At 68.8% G+C, this 19,223-nt stretch carries 21 protein-coding genes; 9 read left to right on the forward strand and 12 right to left on the reverse strand.

Going from position 1 to position 19,223, the window contains the following annotated elements; genetic code table 11:
* Nucleotides 1–9: 9 nt before the first annotated feature.
* The 4 genes from WH85_RS05330 to WH85_RS05345 form a co-directional block, all read right to left on the reverse strand.
* Entirely contained in the window at nt 10–210 is a 201-nt protein-coding gene (locus WH85_RS05330; RefSeq protein WP_045740541.1) for a DUF397 domain-containing protein, read from the reverse strand.
* Between the two features lie 206 nt (nt 211–416).
* Complete coding sequence (locus WH85_RS05335; RefSeq protein ID WP_045740542.1) at nt 417–611, reverse strand: DUF397 domain-containing protein; 195 nt, start codon at nt 609–611, stop codon at nt 417–419.
* A gap of 56 nt (nt 612–667) precedes the next feature.
* Nucleotides 668–1,519, reverse strand: coding sequence for a helix-turn-helix domain-containing protein (locus WH85_RS05340; RefSeq protein WP_245673828.1), 852 nt, complete (start codon nt 1,517–1,519; stop codon nt 668–670).
* Between the two features lie 230 nt (nt 1,520–1,749).
* Nucleotides 1,750–2,187, reverse strand: a complete 438-nt coding sequence (locus tag WH85_RS05345) for a DUF6232 family protein (protein ID WP_045740544.1) — start codon at nt 2,185–2,187, stop codon at nt 1,750–1,752.
* A gap of 399 nt (nt 2,188–2,586) precedes the next feature.
* Here WH85_RS05345 and WH85_RS05350 point away from each other — a divergent pair, with 399 nt between their 5' ends.
* Complete coding sequence (locus tag WH85_RS05350; RefSeq protein ID WP_045740545.1) at nt 2,587–3,045, forward strand: DUF2231 domain-containing protein; 459 nt, start codon at nt 2,587–2,589, stop codon at nt 3,043–3,045.
* A 37-nt stretch (nt 3,046–3,082) separates the two neighbouring features.
* The gene (locus tag WH85_RS05355) at nt 3,083–3,634 is read left to right on the forward strand and encodes a type 1 glutamine amidotransferase domain-containing protein (protein WP_045740546.1); all 552 of its coding nucleotides are present in this window, start codon (nt 3,083–3,085) and stop codon (nt 3,632–3,634) included.
* 218 nt (nt 3,635–3,852) lie between these two features.
* On the opposite strand, the gene WH85_RS05360 is transcribed toward WH85_RS05355, so the two are convergent.
* The 3 genes from WH85_RS05360 to ku are packed head-to-tail and all read right to left on the reverse strand — an operon-like array spanning nt 3,853 to nt 6,730.
* Entirely contained in the window at nt 3,853–5,145 is a 1,293-nt protein-coding gene (locus WH85_RS05360) for an MFS transporter (RefSeq protein ID WP_045740547.1), read from the reverse strand.
* A gap of 24 nt (nt 5,146–5,169) precedes the next feature.
* Entirely contained in the window at nt 5,170–5,658 is a 489-nt protein-coding gene (locus WH85_RS05365) for an NUDIX domain-containing protein (RefSeq protein WP_045740548.1), read from the reverse strand.
* Between the two features lie 46 nt (nt 5,659–5,704).
* Nucleotides 5,705–6,730: a non-homologous end joining protein Ku gene (ku, locus tag WH85_RS05370; RefSeq protein ID WP_045740549.1), complete on the reverse strand. Its 1,026-nt coding sequence runs from the start codon at nt 6,728–6,730 to the stop codon at nt 5,705–5,707.
* Nucleotides 6,731–6,820: 90 nt separating this feature from the next.
* On the opposite strand from ku, the gene ligD (WH85_RS05375) reads away from it, so the two are divergent.
* The 5 genes from ligD (WH85_RS05375) (at nt 6,821) to WH85_RS05395 (ending at nt 11,515) form a co-directional block, all read left to right on the forward strand.
* Nucleotides 6,821–7,762, forward strand: coding sequence for a non-homologous end-joining DNA ligase (ligD, locus tag WH85_RS05375; protein WP_045740550.1), 942 nt, complete (start codon nt 6,821–6,823; stop codon nt 7,760–7,762).
* Nucleotides 7,749–8,660, forward strand: coding sequence for a non-homologous end-joining DNA ligase (gene ligD / locus WH85_RS05380; RefSeq protein WP_045740655.1), 912 nt, complete (start codon nt 7,749–7,751; stop codon nt 8,658–8,660). The genes ligD (WH85_RS05375) and ligD (WH85_RS05380) overlap by 14 nt, the downstream gene beginning before the upstream one ends.
* A 69-nt stretch (nt 8,661–8,729) precedes the next feature.
* The gene (locus tag WH85_RS05385) at nt 8,730–9,608 is read left to right on the forward strand and encodes an Ig-like domain-containing protein (RefSeq protein ID WP_045740551.1); all 879 of its coding nucleotides are present in this window, start codon (nt 8,730–8,732) and stop codon (nt 9,606–9,608) included.
* Nucleotides 9,609–9,728: 120 nt separating this feature from the next.
* Nucleotides 9,729–11,129: an Ig-like domain-containing protein gene (locus WH85_RS05390; protein ID WP_045740552.1), complete on the forward strand. Its 1,401-nt coding sequence runs from the start codon at nt 9,729–9,731 to the stop codon at nt 11,127–11,129.
* A gap of 2 nt (nt 11,130–11,131) precedes the next feature.
* Complete coding sequence (locus tag WH85_RS05395; protein WP_157410789.1) at nt 11,132–11,515, forward strand: hypothetical protein; 384 nt, start codon at nt 11,132–11,134, stop codon at nt 11,513–11,515.
* Between the two features lie 27 nt (nt 11,516–11,542).
* Here WH85_RS05395 and WH85_RS05400 read toward each other — a convergent pair whose 3' ends face one another.
* The 5 genes from WH85_RS05400 to WH85_RS05420 form a co-directional block, all read right to left on the reverse strand.
* Entirely contained in the window at nt 11,543–11,995 is a 453-nt protein-coding gene (locus WH85_RS05400; protein ID WP_245673840.1) for a YcxB family protein, read from the reverse strand.
* 74 nt (nt 11,996–12,069) lie between these two features.
* On the reverse strand, nt 12,070–13,731 hold the full coding sequence (locus WH85_RS05405; RefSeq protein ID WP_045740554.1) for a DNA repair helicase XPB: 1,662 nt from the start codon (nt 13,729–13,731) through the stop codon (nt 12,070–12,072).
* Nucleotides 13,732–13,880: 149 nt separating this feature from the next.
* On the reverse strand, nt 13,881–14,732 hold the full coding sequence (locus WH85_RS05410; RefSeq protein WP_045740555.1) for a hypothetical protein: 852 nt from the start codon (nt 14,730–14,732) through the stop codon (nt 13,881–13,883).
* Nucleotides 14,710–15,786, reverse strand: coding sequence for a type IV toxin-antitoxin system AbiEi family antitoxin (locus tag WH85_RS05415; protein ID WP_045740556.1), 1,077 nt, complete (start codon nt 15,784–15,786; stop codon nt 14,710–14,712). Before WH85_RS05415 ends, WH85_RS05410 begins: the two co-directional genes overlap by 23 nt.
* Nucleotides 15,787–15,908: 122 nt before the next feature.
* Nucleotides 15,909–18,296, reverse strand: coding sequence for a helicase-associated domain-containing protein (locus WH85_RS05420; protein WP_045740557.1), 2,388 nt, complete (start codon nt 18,294–18,296; stop codon nt 15,909–15,911).
* 78 nt (nt 18,297–18,374) lie between these two features.
* On the opposite strand from WH85_RS05420, the gene WH85_RS05425 reads away from it, so the two are divergent.
* Together WH85_RS05425 and WH85_RS05430 are read left to right on the forward strand one after the other, a co-directional pair.
* Nucleotides 18,375–18,557 carry a hypothetical protein gene (locus WH85_RS05425; RefSeq protein WP_045740558.1) on the forward strand — a complete coding sequence of 61 codons (183 nt, stop codon included), beginning with the start codon at nt 18,375–18,377 and terminating at the stop codon, nt 18,555–18,557.
* A 9-nt stretch (nt 18,558–18,566) separates the two neighbouring features.
* Nucleotides 18,567–19,178 (forward strand): HAD family hydrolase, encoded by a 612-nt coding sequence (locus WH85_RS05430; protein WP_045740559.1) that lies wholly within the window; start codon nt 18,567–18,569, stop codon nt 19,176–19,178.
* The last annotated feature ends 45 nt before the right edge of the window (nt 19,179–19,223 follow it).

The following is a 19,223-nucleotide window of genomic DNA, read 5'->3' on the forward strand; positions in this document are numbered from 1 at the left end:
TAAGCGGTGTCATTCGAAACCGAAATCCCCGGCCTTGACCCCCGCGACGAACGCCTCCCACTCGGCCCGGCTGAACGCCAGTGGTGCGCCGCCGACGTTCTTGGAATCCCGGATCAGGAATTGATCCCCGATTCGTGCAACTTCCACGCATGTGCCATTGGCACAGTGTCTGCTCCGGCGCCAGCGGACTCTCTCCGTCGATCCGATCATGTGTGAATGCACCTCCGTGACGGTTCGAATCCACGGTAAATGACCGGACTGATCGTGGGCATGAATGAAAAAGAAAGGACGCCGCTTATAACCTCATATGTGAGGTATGCGACGTCTGTTCGGTGGTAAATGTATTTAATTGTGAGTGTTGTGTACCAACCCGCTCCGCGCATACGGCCGAAAGCGCGGAGCGGGTGGTCGACGACTCAGAAGCGGAACTCGCCCGCCGTCACGCCCTCGACGAACGCCTCCCACTCATCCCGGGTGAAGGAGAGTGCCGCGACCTCGGGGTTCTTGCTGTCGCGGACCAGGTAACGGTCGTCGACCCGGGCGACCTCTACACAGGTCGACGTACCGCAGCGGCTGCTCTTGCGCCACGCGGGCACGTTCATCTCTTCCATGGTGGACCTTCCACGGTTCTTGCCGTGTCGCCCGTGACAGGGCTCGCGGCCTTGGGTTATGTGTTTTCTCGAGGGGATCCCTCGAGTATTGCTATCTGTCGCCGGATGAATTCGATCGTGTCTTTTTCATCCGAGACCTCGTGCCAGACCTTGTCGTAGCGAGCGCGGTGTTTCGCGGTCGTCTCGCGGTCTTCGATCATTTCGTCACCCAGCCCGGTTTCCCGGTAAAGCACCTCGCCCTCGCTCATGACGAGCAGGTCGAAGCTGGCATTGTTGGTCACCGGAGCGTCGATCGAGAACGGCACCATCCGGACCTTGATGAGTCCGTCCTCGACATTCTTCTTCAGGTCGTGCAGCTGCTCGGCGAAGATCTCCGGGCCGCCGATCGTGCGGCGGAGCACCGATTCGTCGAGCAGCAGCATGATCTGCGCCCGATCGGTCCGGGTCAGCAGCGCCTCGCGCCGGCGTGCGCGGGCCTCGACTCGTCGCTGCCGGGTCTCGACGCTGAGCTCGTCCTCGTAGCGCTGCATCAGTGCGGTGGCGTAGCCGGGCGTCTGCAGCGGCCCGGGAACGTAGTAGATCGAGTAGGACCGGATCTCGCGGGCCTCGTGCTCGTACTCGATCAGTTTGCGGAGCGGGTCGGAGAGGGTCTCCCGTGATTCGGGCGTCTGGTACCACGCCTGACGCTGGCGGGTGCGGGCGATCCGGGCGTCCGCGATCAGGGCGGTCACCACCGCCCGGTCCTTGATCCCGAGGTACGTCAGCAGCGGCTTGAGATCGTTCGGCGAGATGCTGACGTCGCCGTTCTCGATCCTGATCACCTTGCTGAGCGACCACTCCATCTCCTCGGCGACCTGGTTCTGAGTCAGCGATGCCTGCTCCCGCGCTTCACGCAGCGCGAGGCGCACGCGTCGGCGCGCGATCGTAGGCGAGTCACCCTCAGCCATGAGTCCTTCATCGTCGAAGTGGGTGGCGACGTTCCGTACCGTCCAGCTCTCCCGCTGCCACCTCGCTGCATGCCACTTGGCAGTCAGCGAGGTCGCGGAAAATGCTAGTACTGTCCTATCAGAACGAAGCGTGCCGTGCGGGGTTTTGATCGAATTCGGATGTCACCCGAGAGAGTCGGCAAAGTCGCAGGTCAAGCTGCTGCGAGTCCATAGCCCCACGGAGAGCGTCCGGTGTCCTCCATCGCGCGGCGCAGAGCCCGGCTCACCTGATTGAAGACCCGCGCGTCGGCGGAGGAATACAGCACCACCGCCGTGTTGCGGTACTGCGCGTGGAGCTCCCAGTGGCGTGGCTCGCGCCAGACGGCGACCACCACCGGCGCGGTCACGGCGAGGAAGCCGGCCACGTACATCGTGGGGTCGGGGATCAGGGTCCAGCCGGCGATGGCGGCGAAGACGGTGAGGACGACGAGAGCCGGCGCGAACGGGCGGACCCGCGGTGGCGCCTGGACCAGACCGACATGACGGAGATCGGGAACGAGGAAAGTGATCGACGTCGAACTCGTGCGCCAGATGAATTGATCATCGACGACGGTGGCATCGGGCCCGCGATAGTAGGTTCGTGTGCGCATGGCGAACTCCTCTTCGCTGTGCCTTGCGAGGAGGAGAGAAGCGGGCCATCATTGGCGCGGGAGACGCATCTCCGCCTCGCTGTGCAACAAGATTGCAGAGCTGTCGAGATGACAATGGCCGCAGAGATGACAACGGCACCCGTTTGCCGCCGGGTGCCGTTGTTTGACTCTCCCTCCAACTCCGCCCTTTTGTTGCTCTACTGGTAGTAGAGCACGCCATCCCGCAGTCCGCCACCACTCAGAATGCCATGTTGCAGATTGCGTACAAGCTGCTCAGGGGCTCTGTGGTTGGCCATCGGACGGGGCCGCGGAGTTTCAGTGTCTCCGGGGCCGGGTAGGCCACAACCGTCGATGTCGGAGGGAACCTGCATAGCAGCAGGTGGGAAGGGCGGCAGCTGGATGGAGAGCCGATTGAACATCGCGGGTCAGGCGGTGCAACCGATTCTGGTGATGTTCCCCTTGGGCCTCTTCGCGATGGCCGCAATGTTCGATATAGCCGACTTGATGGGGGGTCCTAGCATCCTTGGCGCACTGGCCTACTGGAATGTGATCGCGGGCCTCTTCATCGGGGTGATGGCGATACTCGCCGGAGCCGTCGACGTGATGTTCATGCGAATGCCCGAACAGCGCCGGCTCGGCGTTCTTCGTGGATTGCTGAGCATGGGCGTATTGGTGATCTTCGCGGTGATCGCGATGCTGCGGGTGCACACGCCCGAGCGGGTGGTCGGCGGGGGCCTGCTCATGGTCGAACTGCTCGCGCTGACCATGGCCGGTTTCGGTGCCTGGTTCATCGGGCGGCTGGCAGTCGGTCGCGCCCCGGCGTTTGCGCGGGCCGCCACCGGGAACCGGACGTACTGACGGCGCAAGCCGCGGCGATCCGGAGGGGGCACGGGCGATGACCGTATCGATCAAGGGGAAGCGTGTGGCTTTCCTGGCGACCGACGGGGTGGAAGAGGTCGAGTACATCGAGCCGCGTAAGGCCGTGGAGAAGGCGGGCGGCACCGCGGAACTCGTCTCGATCAAGGACGGCGAGATCCAGGCGATGAACCACATGGACCCCGGGAACGCGTACCGGGTGGAACGGTCGGTGCGGGAGGCGGATCCGGCGGACTACGACGCGCTGGTGCTGCCGGGCGGCGTCGCGAACCCGGACTTCCTGCGGATGGACGCGGACGCGGTCCGGTTCGTACGGGCCTTCGTCAGCGCCGGCAAGCCGGTGGCCGCGATCTGTCACGCGCCCTGGACGCTCGTCGAGGCGGGCGTGGTCGACGGCCGGACGCTCACCAGCTGGCCGAGTCTGCGGACCGACCTGGTGAACGCGGGAGCGACCTGGGTCGACGAGGAGGTCTTCGTCGACGGCACGTTGATCACGAGTCGGAAACCTGACGATGTGCCGGCGTTCTGCGCGGCGCTGATCGATTCCGTCGCAGGTCAGCAAACGGCCTGAGTGAGCCAGCGGCGATTCGGTCCATTTCGGTTGACCGATCGGCCATGCTCTTCGTCCGCGGGGCTGATACTCTGCCCCGGGACTGGCGAGCGACGAGTGATCGCGTGAAGACTTTCCGAAGCGGCTCGACGCCGCGCCAGACGTACTGAGCTTGAAAAGACACGACCGCCCGGGTTGCCGATCGACCCGGGCGGTCGTCTTTTTCGCTTCTGTGAAGGTCAGGATCGCTGGGCGGCGTCGGCGGCCCACTTCTCGTCGGCGGCCTTCTTCAAGGCCATGCCGTCCTTGCCGTCGTATCGGACCAGACTGGGCAGCGCCGCAGCCAGCGCCACCGCACCGGCCACGCAGAGCACGCCGCCCACCCAGATCGAGCCGCCGATGCCCAGGCTCGTCCGGGCCATCGCGCCGGACCGCAACTGCCCCAGCAGCGGCCCCGTCGTGTACGAGAGCATCTCGATGCCGGCCAGCCGCCCGCGCAGATGATCGGGAATGGTCTGATTCCAGATGATCATGCGGAAGATGCCGGAGATCATGTCGGCGGCGCCCGCGAACGCCAGGCAGAGCAGGGTCAGCCAGAGAGTGCCGGAGAGGCCGACACCGATGATCCCGACACCCCAGAACGCCGACGCGATCAGCACCATCAGGCCGTGCCGGTGCACCCGGGACGTCCAGCCGGAACCGAACGTGGCCAGCAGCGAACCGACCGCGGGCGCGGCGTACAACAGGCCGAGCACCTGCGGACCGCCGAGCTTGGTGGCCAGGAACGGGTAGAGCGCGGACGGCATGCCGAAGAACATCGCGTTGATGTCGACCAGGTAGGTGCCGAGCAACTCGGGACGGGACCGCGCGTACCTCAGGCCGGTGACCACACTGCTCAACGACGGGCGGTCGGCGGCCGGCGGCGGCGGGACCGCCTTCACCAGGGTCAGGCAGATCAGCGAGACGGCGTACGTGCACAGGTCGAACGCGTACACCCAGGCCAGGTCGAAGCTGGCCACCAGGACACCGGCCAGCGGCATGCCCAGGAGCTGGGCGAACTGCATGCCCAACGACTGAAGGGCCATGGTGGCCGGCAACTCCTCCGGCTTCACCAGCCGCGGGACCATCGCCTCCAGCGCCGGCCGTTGCAGACCGGCGACCGCGGCGGTCAGGAACGCGGCGACGTAGAGCAGCCACAGATGGGGGGTGTCCGACAGCGAGTTGAACAACAGCAGCCCGGCGATGGCGGCGAGAGCGGCCTCCGAACCGCGGACCAGCAGCCGGCGGTCGATGTAGTCGGCCAGCGCCCCACCGACGAACGCCATGATCAGCAGCGGCGCCAGTTCGCAGACCCCGATCAGGCCCACCATCAGCGGGTCGTCGGTCAGCTGCGCCACCTGGAAGGGGATGGTGACGTAACTGATGAACGAGCCGAACGCCGTCACCACGCCGCCGGTGAAGACGAGCCGGAAGTCCCGGGAGGTGCGGAGCGGAGTCAGATCCAGGCCGAGACGGCGCTTGCCAGATGTCACGTGGTGACATCCTGCCTGAGCTTCTTACTTCAGGATCAACTGCCCGTGCTCCCGGAACGCCGCCAGGTCGGCCAGTGCCTCCTCGATGATCAGCGAGTGTCCCGAGGGCAGGGCGTCAGGCGCGAAGAAGCCGGCGTCGACACTCTCGTCGGTCACCCGGACCAGCTCACCCTCCCAGCTGTGCACCACGAAGGTCATCAGGATCTGCTGGTACGTGTGGCCGTACTCGTTGGTGTAGGTGTGCGCGGTGTGGAACACGTACGGCGTCAGGGACGTGGCCCGCAGACCGGTCTCCTCCCAGAGCTCGCGGACCGCGCACTGCTCGAGACTCTCCCCGAGCTCCATCGCCCCGGCCGGGATCGCCCAGCGGTGATTGTCCGACCGCTGGATCAGCAGCAGGCGACCCTGCTCGTCGAGGACCACCGTCCGGGCCCCGACGAAGAAGATCGTGTCGGTGTCGCCGACGCTCGCCCGCACCCGCCCGAGGTAAGACTCCGCCCACGTCAGTGCCACCCTGCCACCCGCTTCCAAGAAACGATTCCGTACGGGGCGAGCCTAGTCACGCCGACTTCTTGGCGGCCTTCGCGGCGGGTGTGGTCTTCTTGGCAGTCGTCTTCTTGGCGGCTGTCTTCTTGGCGGTCGTCGTCGTCTTCTTCGCCGCGGCCGTGGTGCTCTTGGCGGCGGTCGTGGTGCTCGTCGTGGCCTCGGCGGCGGGAGCGGCCTTCTTCCGTGCCGCCGAAGGCGCGGCCGCGGATGCCTTTTTCGCGGGTGGGGGCGCGTCACGCGTACCCGATGAGGGGTCTTCGCCACGCGCCTGGCGTGCGCGTTCGACGGAGGCCTTGAGCGCCGCCATGAGGTCGATCGCCGCGGGCGCGGCCTCCTCGGTCTCCTCCGGTTGGACCACCTCGCGGCCCTCGACCTTGGCGTCGATGACCTCCTGGAGCGCGGCCCGGTAGTCGTCGGTGAAGTCCTCGGGCTTGAAGGTGCCGGCCATCGAGTCGATCAGTGAGCTGGCCATCGCGAGTTCGGCCGGGCGGGTCTCGATGTCGTCGTCGAGGAAGCCGAACTCCGGGGCGCGCACCTCGTCGGGCCACATCATCGTGTTGAGGACCAGTACGTCGTCGCGGACCCGCAGGCTGGCGAGCTGCTCTCGCTGCCGGATCGCGATCTTGACGATGGCCACCCGGTCGGCGTCGCGCAGCGCGTCGCGGAGCAGGACGTAGGGCTTCGCGGCCTGGCCCTCGGGCTCGAGGTAGTAGGACTTGGCGAACAGGATCGGGTCGATCTGTTCGGCCGGAACGAATTCCAGAACGTCGATGGCGCGGGAGGTGCTCAACGGCAGGTCGGCGAAGTCGTCGTCCGTTAAAATCACCATTTCTCCACCGCCGATGTCATATCCCTTGGCGATATCGTCATAACTGACCACGGCCCCGTCCACCGAGCAGGTCCGCTGGTATTTGATCCGGCCGCCGTCGGTGCGATGCACCTGGTGGAAGCGGATGTCCTTTTCCTCCGTCGCTGAATACAACTTGACGGCGATCGATACGAGACCGAAGGATACGGCACCCTTCCAGATTGCGCGCATGATCGACTCCTCACGGTGTCCGGACCCCTGATCAGGATGGCATCACTGAGACAGCTGCGTAAGGTGAATGGATCTGCTTATGGTGATCGGGTGACGGGACCACCCCTCTCCCCGATGCTCGCCACCGCGGGCCCGCTGCCGGGCGGGTCCGACTGGAGCTACGAGTTCAAGTGGGACGGGGTCCGAGTCCTCGCGCTGTTCGGCGGCGGACCGCCCGACCTGTTCGCCCGCTCCGGCGCCACGGTCACCGCCGCCTACCCGGAGATCATCGGCCTGCACCTGCCGGAGGGCACCCTGCTCGACGGCGAGATGGTGGTCTTCGATGAGAACGGGCGCCCCTCGTTCCCCCTGCTGGCCGAGCGGATGCACGTCCGGGACCGCACCCGGGCGAGCCGGCTGGCAGCCACCGTGCCGGCCACCTACCTGGCCTTCGACCTGCTGTATCTCGACGGCATCGACTACACCGGCCTGCCCTACCTGGCCCGGCGCGAGCGCCTCGAGGAACTCGGCATGGCCGGCCCGAACTGGATGGTGCCGCCGTCGTTCGGCGACGGCGTGGCCACCGCGACCGCCGCCCGGGAGAACCAGCTCGAAGGCGTGATGGCCAAGCGGTCCGACTCGGTCTACCTGCCCGGACGCCGGTCCGCCGACTGGATCAAGGTGAAGTTCGAGCACACCGGCGACTACGTGATCGGCGGCTGGCGACCCGGCGCGCGCAAACTCGGCGGCCTGCTGGTCGGCGTGCCCACCCCGGCCGGCCTGGCCTTCCGGGGACGGGTCGGCGGCGGCATCGGCGCGGCCGCGGAACGCGACCTGCTGGCCCGGCTGGCACCGCTCGCCGCGGGCGAGTCGCCGTTCGTGCCGGGCGCGGTGCCCCGCGACGACTCCCGCGGGGTGCACTGGGTCCGCCCGGAACTGGTCGCCGAGATCCGCTACGGCAACGAGACCCCCGACCACCGCCTGCGGTTCCCCCGCTTCCTGCGGCTCCGCGACGACAAACCGGCCCGGGAGTGTGGCGATGGCCCCCCATGACCGCATGCTGGTGACGATCGAGGACCACGACGTCGAGCTCTCCAACCTCGACAAGATCATGTTCCCGGCGACCGGATTCACCAAGGGCGAGGTGATCGACTACTACACGCGGGTCGCCCCGGTCATGCTGCCGCACCTGCGCGGCCGGCCCGCCACCCGGATCCGCTTCCCGCACGGTGTCGAGGGCGCACACTTCTTCGAGAAGAACAGGCCGGGGGGTACGCCTGGATGGGTGCACCTGGCGACCCTGCCGGTGCCCGGCTCCACCCGGCGACGCGAGACGATCGACTTCGTGGTCGTCGACGACCTGCCCACCCTGGTCTGGCTGGCCAACCTGGCGGCGATCGAACTGCACACTCCGCAGTGGCGTCTCGGCGCCGACCCGGACCTGATGGTCGTCGACCTCGACCCGGGTGAACCGGCCGGCCTGCGGGAATGCTGCGCGGTGGCGGTCCTGATGCGCGACCGCCTGGACGTGGACGGGATAGCCGCCTTCCCGAAGACCTCCGGCCGCAAGGGCATGCAACTGTGCTGCCCGATCTCCGGCACCCAGGACTCGGTGGTGGTGTCCGGATACGCCCGCCGGGTCGCCGAGGAACTGTCCCGGATGGTCCCCGGCTCGATCACCGCGAACATGGCCCGCCGGCTGCGCCCCGGAAAGATCTTCATCGACTGGAGTCAGAACGCGGCGGCGAAGACGACGGTCACGCCGTACTCGCTGCGCGCGGGCGCGACACCCACCGCGTCGACCCCGATGACCTGGGACGAGGTGGCCGCGATGGCCACCGGCGACGCCGAGGCCCGCCAGTTCGGCGCGGGCGAGGTCCTGGAGCGGGTCGGGGGACACGGCGATCTGCTCTCCGAGTTGTTCCGCCCCGGGCCGGCCGTCCCGCATTGACATCGGCCGTCGACAGCGTCGATCCGGTGTCGTATCGTTCCCCGGCAGCCACATTCACGGGGAGCCACATTGGACATTCTGCGTACCGTTGCCACCGCGACCCTCGCCACCGCATTGCTCTTCGGTGCCGGCTCGCCCGCCTTCGCCGCTGACGAGGACACGTCCGGGCCGTACGTCTCGATCGAGCTGGAACCGCTGATCCCCGGCGGGGCCTACGACTTCTCCGCATGGGTGACCGACGAGTCCGCCGTCGACCGGGTCGAGTGGTGGATCGACGGCAAGCTGCGGTCGACGGCCGCATCCTTCCGGTACACCTTCACCGGGGCCAGCCGGACCGTCGACGTGCTCTTCAACGCCTGGGACAGCGTCGGCAACCTGACCACGTACACCGGCGAGATGGAGCTGGACACTCAGGCGCCCGAGGTCGAATGGGTCACGCCGCGCAACGGCGCGATCATCCCCGGCGGCAACCTGACCAGCACGATCATCGCCGTGGACGACGTCAGCGGCGAGGTCGGCGCCGGCATGAAGGGCGGCAGCCGGGTCGAGCCGGGCACCGAGTTCACGTCCCGCACCGCGGCCGGCCCGGAAGGCAAGCGGCAGGTGGTCTGGACGGTCTGGGACGAGGTCGGCAACACCACCGTCGCCCGGCGCACGGTGACCGTGGACCGGACCGCCCCCAAGGTGGCGTTCAGCAAGGCGCCGAAGAACAAGGCGAAGGTCAAGGGCAAGGTGGCGATCACCGCCTCGGCGAGCGACAAGAACGGCGTTGCGAAGGTGCAGCTGCTGGTCAACGGCAAGGCGGTCGCGACCGACACCAAGGCGGCGTACAAGTTCACTCTGAACACCGCCAAGTACGGCAAGACGATCAAGGTGCAGCTGCGGGCGTACGACAAGGCCGGCAACCTGCGGAAGACGACCACCCGGACCTGGACGAAGAAGAAGTAGCCCATGATGGCCGCCCGGACCTCCGGGCGGCCATCGGTGACCGGCGATCGACAGCGTCGATCCGGTGGCGTATCGTTTGCGGGGCCCGCAGGGGCCATTCACGGGGAGTACCTCTTGCGCATGCTTCGCAGCGCCGTGGTCACGGCGCTCTCCACCTCTCTGATCCTCACCGCGGGCACACCCGCCCTCGCCGACGACACCTCGGCTCCGGTCGTCACCTCCACCGGCTTGACCGAGGGCCAGTGGGTCGGGCAGGCCCGCAGGATCTACCCGATCTATCACGACGATGTGGCCGTCGAGAAGGTCAACGTCCTGCTCGACGGGACGCTGTGGCGCTCATACACCGGAAATGCCGGCCGGGCCGGCATCAGCTTCACCCCGCCGGACTCCTACAACGACCATGCGGTGGAGGTGACCGTCCAAGCCGTCGACGCCGCGGGGAATAAGGGGCAGGCCACCACCCTGGTGAACGTCGACACCGAGAGGCCGGCGGCGACACTCCCGGCCCAGGACAGCGTCCTGCACGGCCCCGTCGAGCTCACCCCGGTCGACGTCTCCAGCGACACCGCCGAGCTTCAGCTCAGCGTCGACGGGCAGGTGGTCGCCACAGCGGTCGCCGCACCCTGGACCCTCGCCTGGGACACCAGCGTCATCACCCGGCCGGGCGCCACGGTGAACCTGCGCGTCAAGGACCGGGCCGGTAACCTCACCGCCACGAGCCGGTTCTACACGTTCGACAACGTCGGCCCGCGGATCACCACGAGCATCCCCTCCGTCGTCACCGCCGAGGGGATCGAGCTCACCGCCGCCCTGCAGGACACCGACGGGTCGGGGCGCATCGAATGGTGGGTGGACGGGGTGCTGCGCTCGACCGCGTACACCTACTACCACCCGGGCTGGGGCAGGAAGAACCGGACCGCCACCGTGGAGATCCGGGCCTGGGACCGCCTCGGCAACCGGTCGACGCTCACCGCGAAGGTCCGCGTCGACGTCAGCGGTCCCGTCGTCACCTGGGTGTCGCCGGCGAACAACGCTCTGATCCGCGGCCGCAAGGTCACCAGCACGGTCCGGGTGTCCGACCCGACTGCGATGACCACCGCCACCCTGGTGCCGGGTAACACCCGCCTCGTCTGCACGACGTGCACCCTGACGACGGACACGCTGCAGGAGGGCCGCAACGAGCTGACCTGGTACACCTGGGACGGCCTGATCAACTCGACCATGGTCACCCGGACCGTGATCGTGGACAACACGAAGGCGAAGCTGGCGTTCGCCAAGGCCCCCAAGAACAAGGCGAAAATCAAGGGCAAGGTCGCGATCACCGCGTCGGCCAGTGACAAGAACGGCATCGCCAAGGTCCAGCTGCTGGTCAACGGCAAGGTCGTCGCGACCGACACCAAGGCGGCGTACAAGTTCACGCTGAACACCGCCAAATACGGCAAGACGATCAAGGTCCAACTGCGGGCGTACGACAAAGCAGGCAACGTGACCACGACGACCACCCGGACCTGGAGGCGCTGACCATGCCCGCACTCCTGATCGACTTCCGGCACGCACCGGGCGCCTGGGCGTTCAAGATGACCGCGCCGCGCCTGCTCGTCGACGGCGTGGAACACCCGGTGAGCGGCTGGGGACCGCGCAACGTCAACCTGGGCCCGGGAACGCACCGCGTCGAGGTCTTCGTGCCGTACGTGCTGCCGCGTAAGGCGGGCCGGGTCACCCGTGACGTGGTGCTCCCCGACGAGGGCCTGCAACTGGAGTACATGGCGCCGACGATCACCTTCGCGAAGGGGAAACTCGGCCCGCGCGGCGAGCAGGTCTCGACCGGCTACCGTCCCCTCCAGATCTTCAACGTCATCTTCCTGGTCTTCGCCGTGATCTACCTGGCCGCAAGGTACGCGAGCTGACCGTGCCGATCATCGTCGTCGAGCGGGTCAGGCCCGGGCGGCCAGGAAAGTATCGATGGCGGCCTGCTCGTCCGGGGTGAAAGCGGCCCGGGGGAGCAGGTTGCGGACGGGACCGTGCCGCAGCACCCACACGCTGCGGCGCGCGGTGATCGAGGTGAGGGCGGTCCAGCCGAGGTGGGTGTCGCTGCCGGCCGCGGTGATACGGATGCCCAGGTCGGTCAGTGTGAAACTGACCGGGCCGGTGTTGAGCGAGCGCTGGCCCTGCCAGCCGAGCAGGGCGTAGATCTCCGGTATGGCGAGGATCGCGGCGCAGGCCAGCAGCACTTTGACGATTCGCGAGTCGAAGTCGGATGCCAGGCCGAGCAGGACGACCAGCGGCACCAGGATGCCGACGGCGATCCGGCCCGCGATGACCCGGCGGCCGAGCGCCTGCACCGCCATCCGCCGGAACGAACGGTAGTCGAATCGATACTCCCCCATGATGTTCACGCCCGGGAGTATGGCACCGGCCGCACTGCAGTTGATCATCTACAGTGCAGCCGATGGCAGAGGTCTCAGTCGATCTGGGGGAGGGGCGGACCGAGGACGTCGTCGGCGTCGACGATCGTGTAGGCGTAGCCCTGCTCGGCCAGGAAACGCTGACGGTGCGCGGCGTACTCGGTGTCGATCGTGTCGCGGGAGACCACCGAGTAGAAGTGCGCCTGCCGCCCGTCGCCCTTGGGGCGCAGCACCCGGCCGAGACGCTGGGCCTCCTCCTGCCGGGAACCGAACGTGCCGGACACCTGGATCGCCACCGCCGCCTCCGGCAGGTCGATGGAGAAGTTGCCGACCTTCGACAGGACCAGGGTGCGCAGCGAACCGTCCCGGAACGCGTCGAACAGGCGCTCGCGTTCCTTGTTCGTGGTGGAACCCTGCACGATCGGGGCGTCCAGGAACTCGCCCAGTTCGTGCAGCTGGTCGAGGAAACCGCCGATGACCAGCACCTGCTCGTTCGGGTGCTTGTCGACGAGGGCCTTGACCACCGGGAGTTTGGTGCGGGCGGTGGCCGCGGCCCGGTAGCGTTCCTCGGCTTCGGTCACCGCGTACGCCATCCGCTCCGCCTCGGTGAGGGTGACCCGCACCTCGACGCACTCGGCCGGGGCGATCCAGCCCTGGGACTCGATGTCCTTCCACGGGGCGTCGTAGCGTTTCGGGCCGATCAGCGAGAACACGTCGCCTTCGCGGCCGTCCTCGCGGACCAGGGTGGCGGTGAGGCCGAGCCGGCGGCGGGCCTGCAGGTCGGCGGTGAACCGGAAGATCGGGGCCGGCAGCAGGTGCACCTCGTCGTAGACGACCAGGCCCCAGTCGCGGGCACCGAACAGGTCCAGGTGGGTGAAGGCGCCGCCGCGGCGGGACGTGAGCACCTGGTACGTCGCGATGGTGACCGGCCGGATCTCCTTGCGCTCACCGCTGTACTCGCCGATCTCCTCCTCGGTGAGGGTGGTGCGGGCCAGCAGTTCGCGTTTCCACTGCCGGCCGGCGACCGTGTTGGTCACCAGGATCAGGGTGGTCGCCGAGGCCTGGGCCATCGCGGCCGCGCCGACGAGCGTCTTGCCCGCGCCGCACGGCAGCACCACGACACCGGAACCGCCCGCCCAGAAACCGTCGACCGCCTCCTGCTGGTAGGACCGCAGGGTCCAGCCGTCCTCCTTCAACGCGATGGCGTGCGCTTCGCCGTCGACGTACCCCGCGAGGTCCTCGGCCGGCCAGCCGAGCTTGAGCAGGGCCTGCTTGAGGCGCCCGCGTTCGGAGGCGTGCACCGCGATGGTCTCGTCGTCGAGGCGGGCGCCGAGCATGCCGGCCATCTTCTTCGACTTGGCCACCTCGATCAGCACGATCTTGTCGAGCCCGCGCAGGACCAGGCCGTGCACCGGGTCGTTCAGCAGCTGCAGCCGGCCGTAGCGGTCCATCGTCTCGGCCACGTCGACCAGCAGCGCGTGCGGGACCGGATAACGCGAGAACTTGATCAGCGCGTCGACCACGCTCTCGGCGTCGTGGCCGGCCGCCCGGCTGTTCCAGAGCCCCAGCGGGGTCAGCCGATAGGTGTGCACGTGCTCGGGGGACCGCTCCAGCTCCGCGAACGGGGCGATCGCCATCCGGCACGCCTGCGCGTCCGGGTGGTCGACCTCGAGGAGAAGGGTCTTGTCCGACTGCACGATCAGTGGTCCGCCGCTCACCCGTGAAACCTTCCGCAGAGCCGAAAACCGACCCTCCAGTCTGACACGAAAATCAGGGTGCAACATTCCGGTGGACTCACACGTGTAACTCATGCGGGGGCGGTGCCGGGTCGTGGCTCAGCGGGGGTGCACGACCCGGCACCCCGCGTTCACTTTCCTAGCTCGGCGAGCAGGTCGTGCGTCAGGAGCGACGTCGACAGGGCGACCGTCGGAGGCTCCCCGAGACCCTCCTCGGCGCGGCCGGCCATGACGGGGATCATCGCCTCCGGCCCGGAAGCCGCCAATTCCCTCATCTCGTCGAGCGCGTGATCGGTGACGGAGGCACTGACCGGGTCGTCGAGCAGACGGCGGAATCCGTCCACCAGCAGGGCCGTCTCGATGGCGATGAGGATCCGGTACAGGTCGTGGGCGTCCTTGTCGTTGAGACGATGCGGCGTTCCGAGGCGTTCGGTGATCTTGTGGATCTTGGAGACCAGAAGTGCGGCCGGTCCCGCGACTCTGGCCTCGTAGACGCGGGGATCCGTGCGATCGAGTGCACTGATGCATTCGGTCGTGTTGTCGACGACAGCCGCTTCGAGGCCGCGAGCGCGCCGCATGGCCCGGCGATCGTGCGGAGGGAGACGGGCACCTCGGGCCGACGGGCCTCCGGGGCCGGCGAGCGCGTCGGGAACCATCAGATCCACGGGGATGCCTGCGGCGTTGACCCAGGAACCGGGTTGTCCGTGCCGGGGATCGGGCAGGAAGCCACCCGCTCGCATGGCCGCATCCACGCGGGGATCCTCGCTCAGGAGGCGGGGATCTATCGCCAGGTCGCTGTCCTTGGTCGCTTCGGCGAGTGCGACCCGCGCGCTGCCGGTCCTGAGGTACACGGCCTGGGCCCCGATGACGATGACAGCGCTGCGGTGCTCGTTCAGAGCCTCCAACGCATCCAGCATCGCGCCGCGTGCCTGGACGAGCAGATCCTGCGGCTGGTGTCGCTCAGATACGCCAGGATCGTTCATTGGCTGTCATCCAATCCAGGAGTTGTTCTGCCTCTTGGGGGTTGCGTCCCGGACCTGTCATGAGATCGGCGGTCACCTGTGCGGGCGCAGCGATGCGGAGCCGGCTGGTGCTGGTGAGGCTGCGCAGGAACGGGACGTCCGTGTCGGGTTCGGCGAGCATCACGTTGGCGCCGGCGTCCGCCGGCCGGAGCCCCCATCGGGCGGCGGCCGTTCCGGCGTCAGCGGTGTGGATCATGGCGGCCCGGGCGGGGGCGTAGGACGCCCACTCGGCGGCCGCGATCGTCCCGCTCATCGCGTAGGTCTCCACGCTGTTCTCGGCGACACGTGCCAGCAGGTCGTCCAGACCGCGGGGCGCTATCCAGCGTGTGACCCGTCCGGAGCGGGTGAAGCCGTAGTCCTCACTCCATCGGCGCAGGACCGCGTCCCATCGCGGAATGACGACCTTCCCCTGGCCGGTGCGCTCGGCCAGTCCCTCCCTCTCCAGGAAGTCGACGACCCGGTAGACCGAGCCGGTGGAGACCTGAGCCGTCTGGATCAGATCGCGGATGGACCAGTCCCTCGCGAAGTCGGTGATGGCGCGGACCACTCGTGCGGCAGGCGCGCCTTTGAGGGTGCCGCGGGGCCGGCCGGGTCCCCGCCACGGGTCCCCGTCGGCCCCGCGATCGGCGATGAACAGGCCGGGTGAGGCGGTTTCGAGGCGGAGGTTCCCGGTGGTGTCGACGAAGGAGATGCCGTTCTCGATGAGGCGTCTGCGGACCTGCGGGGACAGGTATCGGGCGGCCAGCACACCATGCGCCCTGCTCATCGAGCCGGCATGTGCGTCGAGCTGCGCAGCGACATGGGTGACGTCCCGGCCCTCGACGGTGGTCCTGGCTTCGATGACCAGGGTGACGGCGTTGCCGTCCGGTGCGGTGACCGTGAGAAGCAGGTCCGGCCCCGAACCGGATGTCGTCGTCTGCAGGGACCACGTCGCGGGGAGTCGCTCGGTGAGGATGGCTGAGGCTCGGCGGAGGACTTCGGTCTCGTTGCGGGGTGGTTCGGTGGCTGGGTCCATGCCGGGCCGTCCTGGAGATGAGACAGGCTTGCAAAACGCGCGGTGTCTCGATTATTCCTCTGTTCCGCTGACGACGGAAACCCTTATTAACCCGAACGGGGTACCCGTCGTCAGCGGCAGAGCTACTCCTCGGTGACGGCTGCGGTGATGCGGTGCAGGGCGAAAGTGTGCAGGCTCTCGCCGCGTTCGTCCTCGGCCCGCAGGTAGCCCGCGCTCAGCGAGACCGGCCGGACCAGCCGGGACAGGGTGGCGCCGTGCGAATCCACGTACCCCACCCAGACCCGGACCTTGTCACGCACCGCCTGCTGGAGCACCGCCATAGCCTGCGAATGCTGCTGCACCGCGGTGAGACCGGGTACCGCCTGGCCCTGGGCGGCGCGCACGGTGACCGGGGCCCGCCGCGCGGCGCGGGTGGCGACGTCGCCGCGGCGCAACTGTTCGACCACCCCGGCCAGGCGGGGTCCGGCCAGCGTCGGGGGGCCTCCGGGGTCGGCGATTCTGGGTGTACGCGCCGGAGCACGTCGCGCCTTGGGCCGGGTCAGGACGGTCGCCCCGCCGGCGTCCTCGGCGACCGGGGCGTAACCGGCCTCCCGGAGCGCGCCCAGCAGGCGGGCCACCGGCCGGGGGCTGACCAGCACGGTCGGCGCGATCCGGTGCAGGTCGACGGTGAGCAGGCGTTTGTCGCCGAGCACCTCGGCGAGCAGCGCCTCGTCGTCGCTGCGCAGGTAGGAGCCGGCCGATCCGCTGCGCAGGCCACCGTGTTTGCGGGCGGTGTCGTCGATCAGGTAGGTCAGGGTCTGCGGCACCGGGGTGCGGGACCGCCGCCGGAACAGGGTGTGCAGGTCGTCGGCGCGGTAGCCGACGTCCAGGGCCCGGCGCAGGCTGGCCGGGGTGACCCGGAAGACGCTGGCGCCGCCGGCCGACTCGGGTTCGGCGATCACGTCCAGTTCGGCCCCGAGTTCCGGTTCCGGCGGACCGGGCACGACCACGCTCAGGTCGGCCTGGACCAGGACGTGGTCGACTGGTTCGGGCAGCAGGGCGTCCAGGGCACGGACCGCGTCGGCGGGCGCGTCCTGCGGGTGCACCCCCAACGGGTCACCCTCGTCCGGTTCCGGATCGGCCAGGAGCAGCCGGGCGTACGACGTGAGCGCCCCCAACCCGGTGATCCCGAGCAGGGCCGCGCCGGTCAGCGCGTCCCGGTGGGCGCCTTCGCGTCCGCGGGCCCGGCGCGGCGCCTGCCAGTTGAGCAGGGCGAGCAGGTCCTCGGCGGTCGGGGCGGCGCCCGGTGCCAGGTCGGCGAGGGCGGTCAGCGCCTCCCGCCGGGCCTGGGGTGCCCCGGCCCGTTCGGCGTCCGGGGCGAGCGCGTTGATCGGCCGGTCCCGTTCGTCGCGCCGCCCGATCAGGCCGGTCTGCCGGGTCATCATCAGCCACGTCCGGGCCAGGCTGGTCCAGCGGTGCGCCGCGCCGGCCGCCCGCCACATGTCGTACGCGCTGGTGGGCAGGAACACCTCCTGCGCGGTGCCGGTCCGTCCGTTGGAGGGCACCTCGGATTCGCCGAGCATGCCGGTCGCGTACGCCACCTCGACCAGCAGGGCGGTGCCGGACTCGTCCAGGCCGGTGGCCCGGGTCAGCCGTTTCAGGTCGCGGACACCGAGGCCGCCGGTTCGCAGCACCGGGCCGGGTTCGGCGGCCAGGGCCTCCAGCAGGGCTTCGGTGGCGCGTACCGCCTCCATGGTCTGTCCGGCGCCGGCCGAGTCGGCGGCCTTGGTGTCGCGCATCGGGGCGTCCGGCATCGGCGCGTACGGGCGCAGCACGCCGATCGGCCCGGTGTCGCGGCGCAGCAGCATCCCGATCTCGCGGGGCAGTTCGACCAGTTCGCCGTCCGGCCGGGGTGCCCGGCCGGCCTCGGTGACCGGGACCAGGATGTGCTGGTCGACGAGCCAGCGGACCGGTTCGGCCATCGCCTCCCGGTTGAGTGCCCCGATCGGGGGACCGGCGGCGAGCCGGTCCAGGACGGCCCGGGCGCCGGGCGGGGCGGACAGCACCGTGCGGCGCAGTTTGGCCCGGTCGGCGCAGAGGGCCGCGGTCCGGGCGTCCAGGAAGTCCGCGGGACGCCCGAGGCCGGCCGGGTACGGCGAGGTGACCTCGTCGACCGTGCCGACCACGTGCAGGCCCTCGGGTGCGCCGTAGAGCAGGAACCGGCTGCGCAGCCGGTCGATCGCCGCGCGGACGTCGTCGCCGGCCACGCCGGTGGCCAGTTCGAGGATCGCGTCGACGGAGGTGAGCGCGGTGTCGGCGGCCCGGCTGAGGCGGGCCGCGTCCAGGATCAGGAGGGTGAACTCGTCCAGCGCGTCCAGGCAGCGGGAGACCGAGTTGCGGGACTGTGCGCGTACCGCGAGCGCCGAGATGTCAGCGGGTACCGGAACGACCAGGTCCGGGCGCAACTGGATGAGCGCGCCCAGCGCCTCGTCGGGGAGCGACCGTAGTTGATCGGCGAATGTGGTGGCCATCGTCTTCAACGCTAACGTTCATGGGACGATGGTGGTGGGTCCGGGCGTGGCCGGACCTCGATCAGAGGAGGACCGAACGTGGCGTCGAAGGCCCAGAAGACTCAGCCGGCCAAGGGCGGGCAGCCCGCAGCCCCGGCTCACACGGTTTCCGAGCTGGTGTCCGACCGTGCCGCCGCCCCGTCGCCCTTCGGTGACGACCAGACCTTCCCCCTGCCGGTGGACTCGCTGCGGTACCGGGCGACGATGGCTCAGGGCGACTGAATCGCCGCGATGCCGGGTGCGGTCGGTTTCGACCTGGACATGACCCTCATCGACTCCCGGCCGGGGATCCGTGAGGCGTATCGCGCGTTGACCGCGCGGACCGGTGTGCACGTCGACGCCGACCTCGCCGTGTCCCGGCTCGGTCCGCCGTTGCGGACCGAGCTGGGGTACTGGTTCCCCGCCGAGGAGATCGAACAGACGGTCGTCACCTATCGCGCGCTCTACGAGGTGCACGCGATCACCCCGTCCGTGCCGACCGCCGGCGCCGTGGAGGCGCTCGCGGCGGTGCGTGCAGCCGGTCTGCGGACCGTGGTGGTGACCTCGAAACTGGGCCGTCTGGCCCGCCTGCACCTCGACCACCTGGGCATGCCCGTGGATGAGCTGGCCGGTGACCTGTTCGCTGAGGGCAAGGCGTCCGCGCTGGTGGAGCACGGTGTGCGCTGGTACGTGGGTGATCACGTGGCGGACATGGTGGCGGCCCGGACGGCCGGGATCCCGGGCATCGGGGTGGCTACCGGACCGTGTTCCGAGGCGGATCTCCGCGCTGCCGGTGCCGCTCACGTGCTCGAAGATCTCAGCGTGTTCCCAGCACTACTGGCTGAGATAACAGTTGGGTCCTGACGCCTCTCTGGATAGCCTTGCCGTGAGCAGTTGTGTCCATTGAGT

The organism is Actinoplanes rectilineatus, assembly GCF_000962825.1.
GTDB classification, from domain to species: domain Bacteria; phylum Actinomycetota; class Actinomycetes; order Mycobacteriales; family Micromonosporaceae; genus Actinoplanes; species Actinoplanes rectilineatus.

What these genes read in the sequence shown, in the direction of transcription:
- WH85_RS05330 (WP_045740541.1), bottom strand. Translation starts at nt 210, where the DNA reads ATGATCGGATCGACGGAGAGAGTCCGCTGGCGCCGGAGCAGACACTGT.
- WH85_RS05335 (WP_045740542.1), bottom strand. Translation starts at nt 611, where the DNA reads ATGGAAGAGATGAACGTGCCCGCGTGGCGCAAGAGCAGCCGCTGCGGT.
- WH85_RS05345 (WP_045740544.1), bottom strand. Translation starts at nt 2,187, where the DNA reads ATGCGCACACGAACCTACTATCGCGGGCCCGATGCCACCGTCGTCGAT.
- WH85_RS05350 (WP_045740545.1), top strand. Translation starts at nt 2,587, where the DNA reads ATGGAGAGCCGATTGAACATCGCGGGTCAGGCGGTGCAACCGATTCTG.
- WH85_RS05355 (WP_045740546.1), top strand. Translation starts at nt 3,083, where the DNA reads ATGACCGTATCGATCAAGGGGAAGCGTGTGGCTTTCCTGGCGACCGAC.
- ku (WP_045740549.1), bottom strand. Translation starts at nt 6,730, where the DNA reads ATGCGCGCAATCTGGAAGGGTGCCGTATCCTTCGGTCTCGTATCGATC.
- ligD (WP_045740655.1), top strand. Translation starts at nt 7,749, where the DNA reads ATGGCCCCCCATGACCGCATGCTGGTGACGATCGAGGACCACGACGTC.
- WH85_RS05390 (WP_045740552.1), top strand. Translation starts at nt 9,729, where the DNA reads ATGCTTCGCAGCGCCGTGGTCACGGCGCTCTCCACCTCTCTGATCCTC.
- WH85_RS05395 (WP_157410789.1), top strand. Translation starts at nt 11,132, where the DNA reads ATGCCCGCACTCCTGATCGACTTCCGGCACGCACCGGGCGCCTGGGCG.
- WH85_RS05400 (WP_245673840.1), bottom strand. Translation starts at nt 11,995, where the DNA reads ATGGGGGAGTATCGATTCGACTACCGTTCGTTCCGGCGGATGGCGGTG.
- WH85_RS05410 (WP_045740555.1), bottom strand. Translation starts at nt 14,732, where the DNA reads ATGAACGATCCTGGCGTATCTGAGCGACACCAGCCGCAGGATCTGCTC.
- WH85_RS05415 (WP_045740556.1), bottom strand. Translation starts at nt 15,786, where the DNA reads ATGGACCCAGCCACCGAACCACCCCGCAACGAGACCGAAGTCCTCCGC.
- WH85_RS05420 (WP_045740557.1), bottom strand. Translation starts at nt 18,296, where the DNA reads ATGGCCACCACATTCGCCGATCAACTACGGTCGCTCCCCGACGAGGCG.
- WH85_RS05430 (WP_045740559.1), top strand. Translation starts at nt 18,567, where the DNA reads ATGCCGGGTGCGGTCGGTTTCGACCTGGACATGACCCTCATCGACTCC.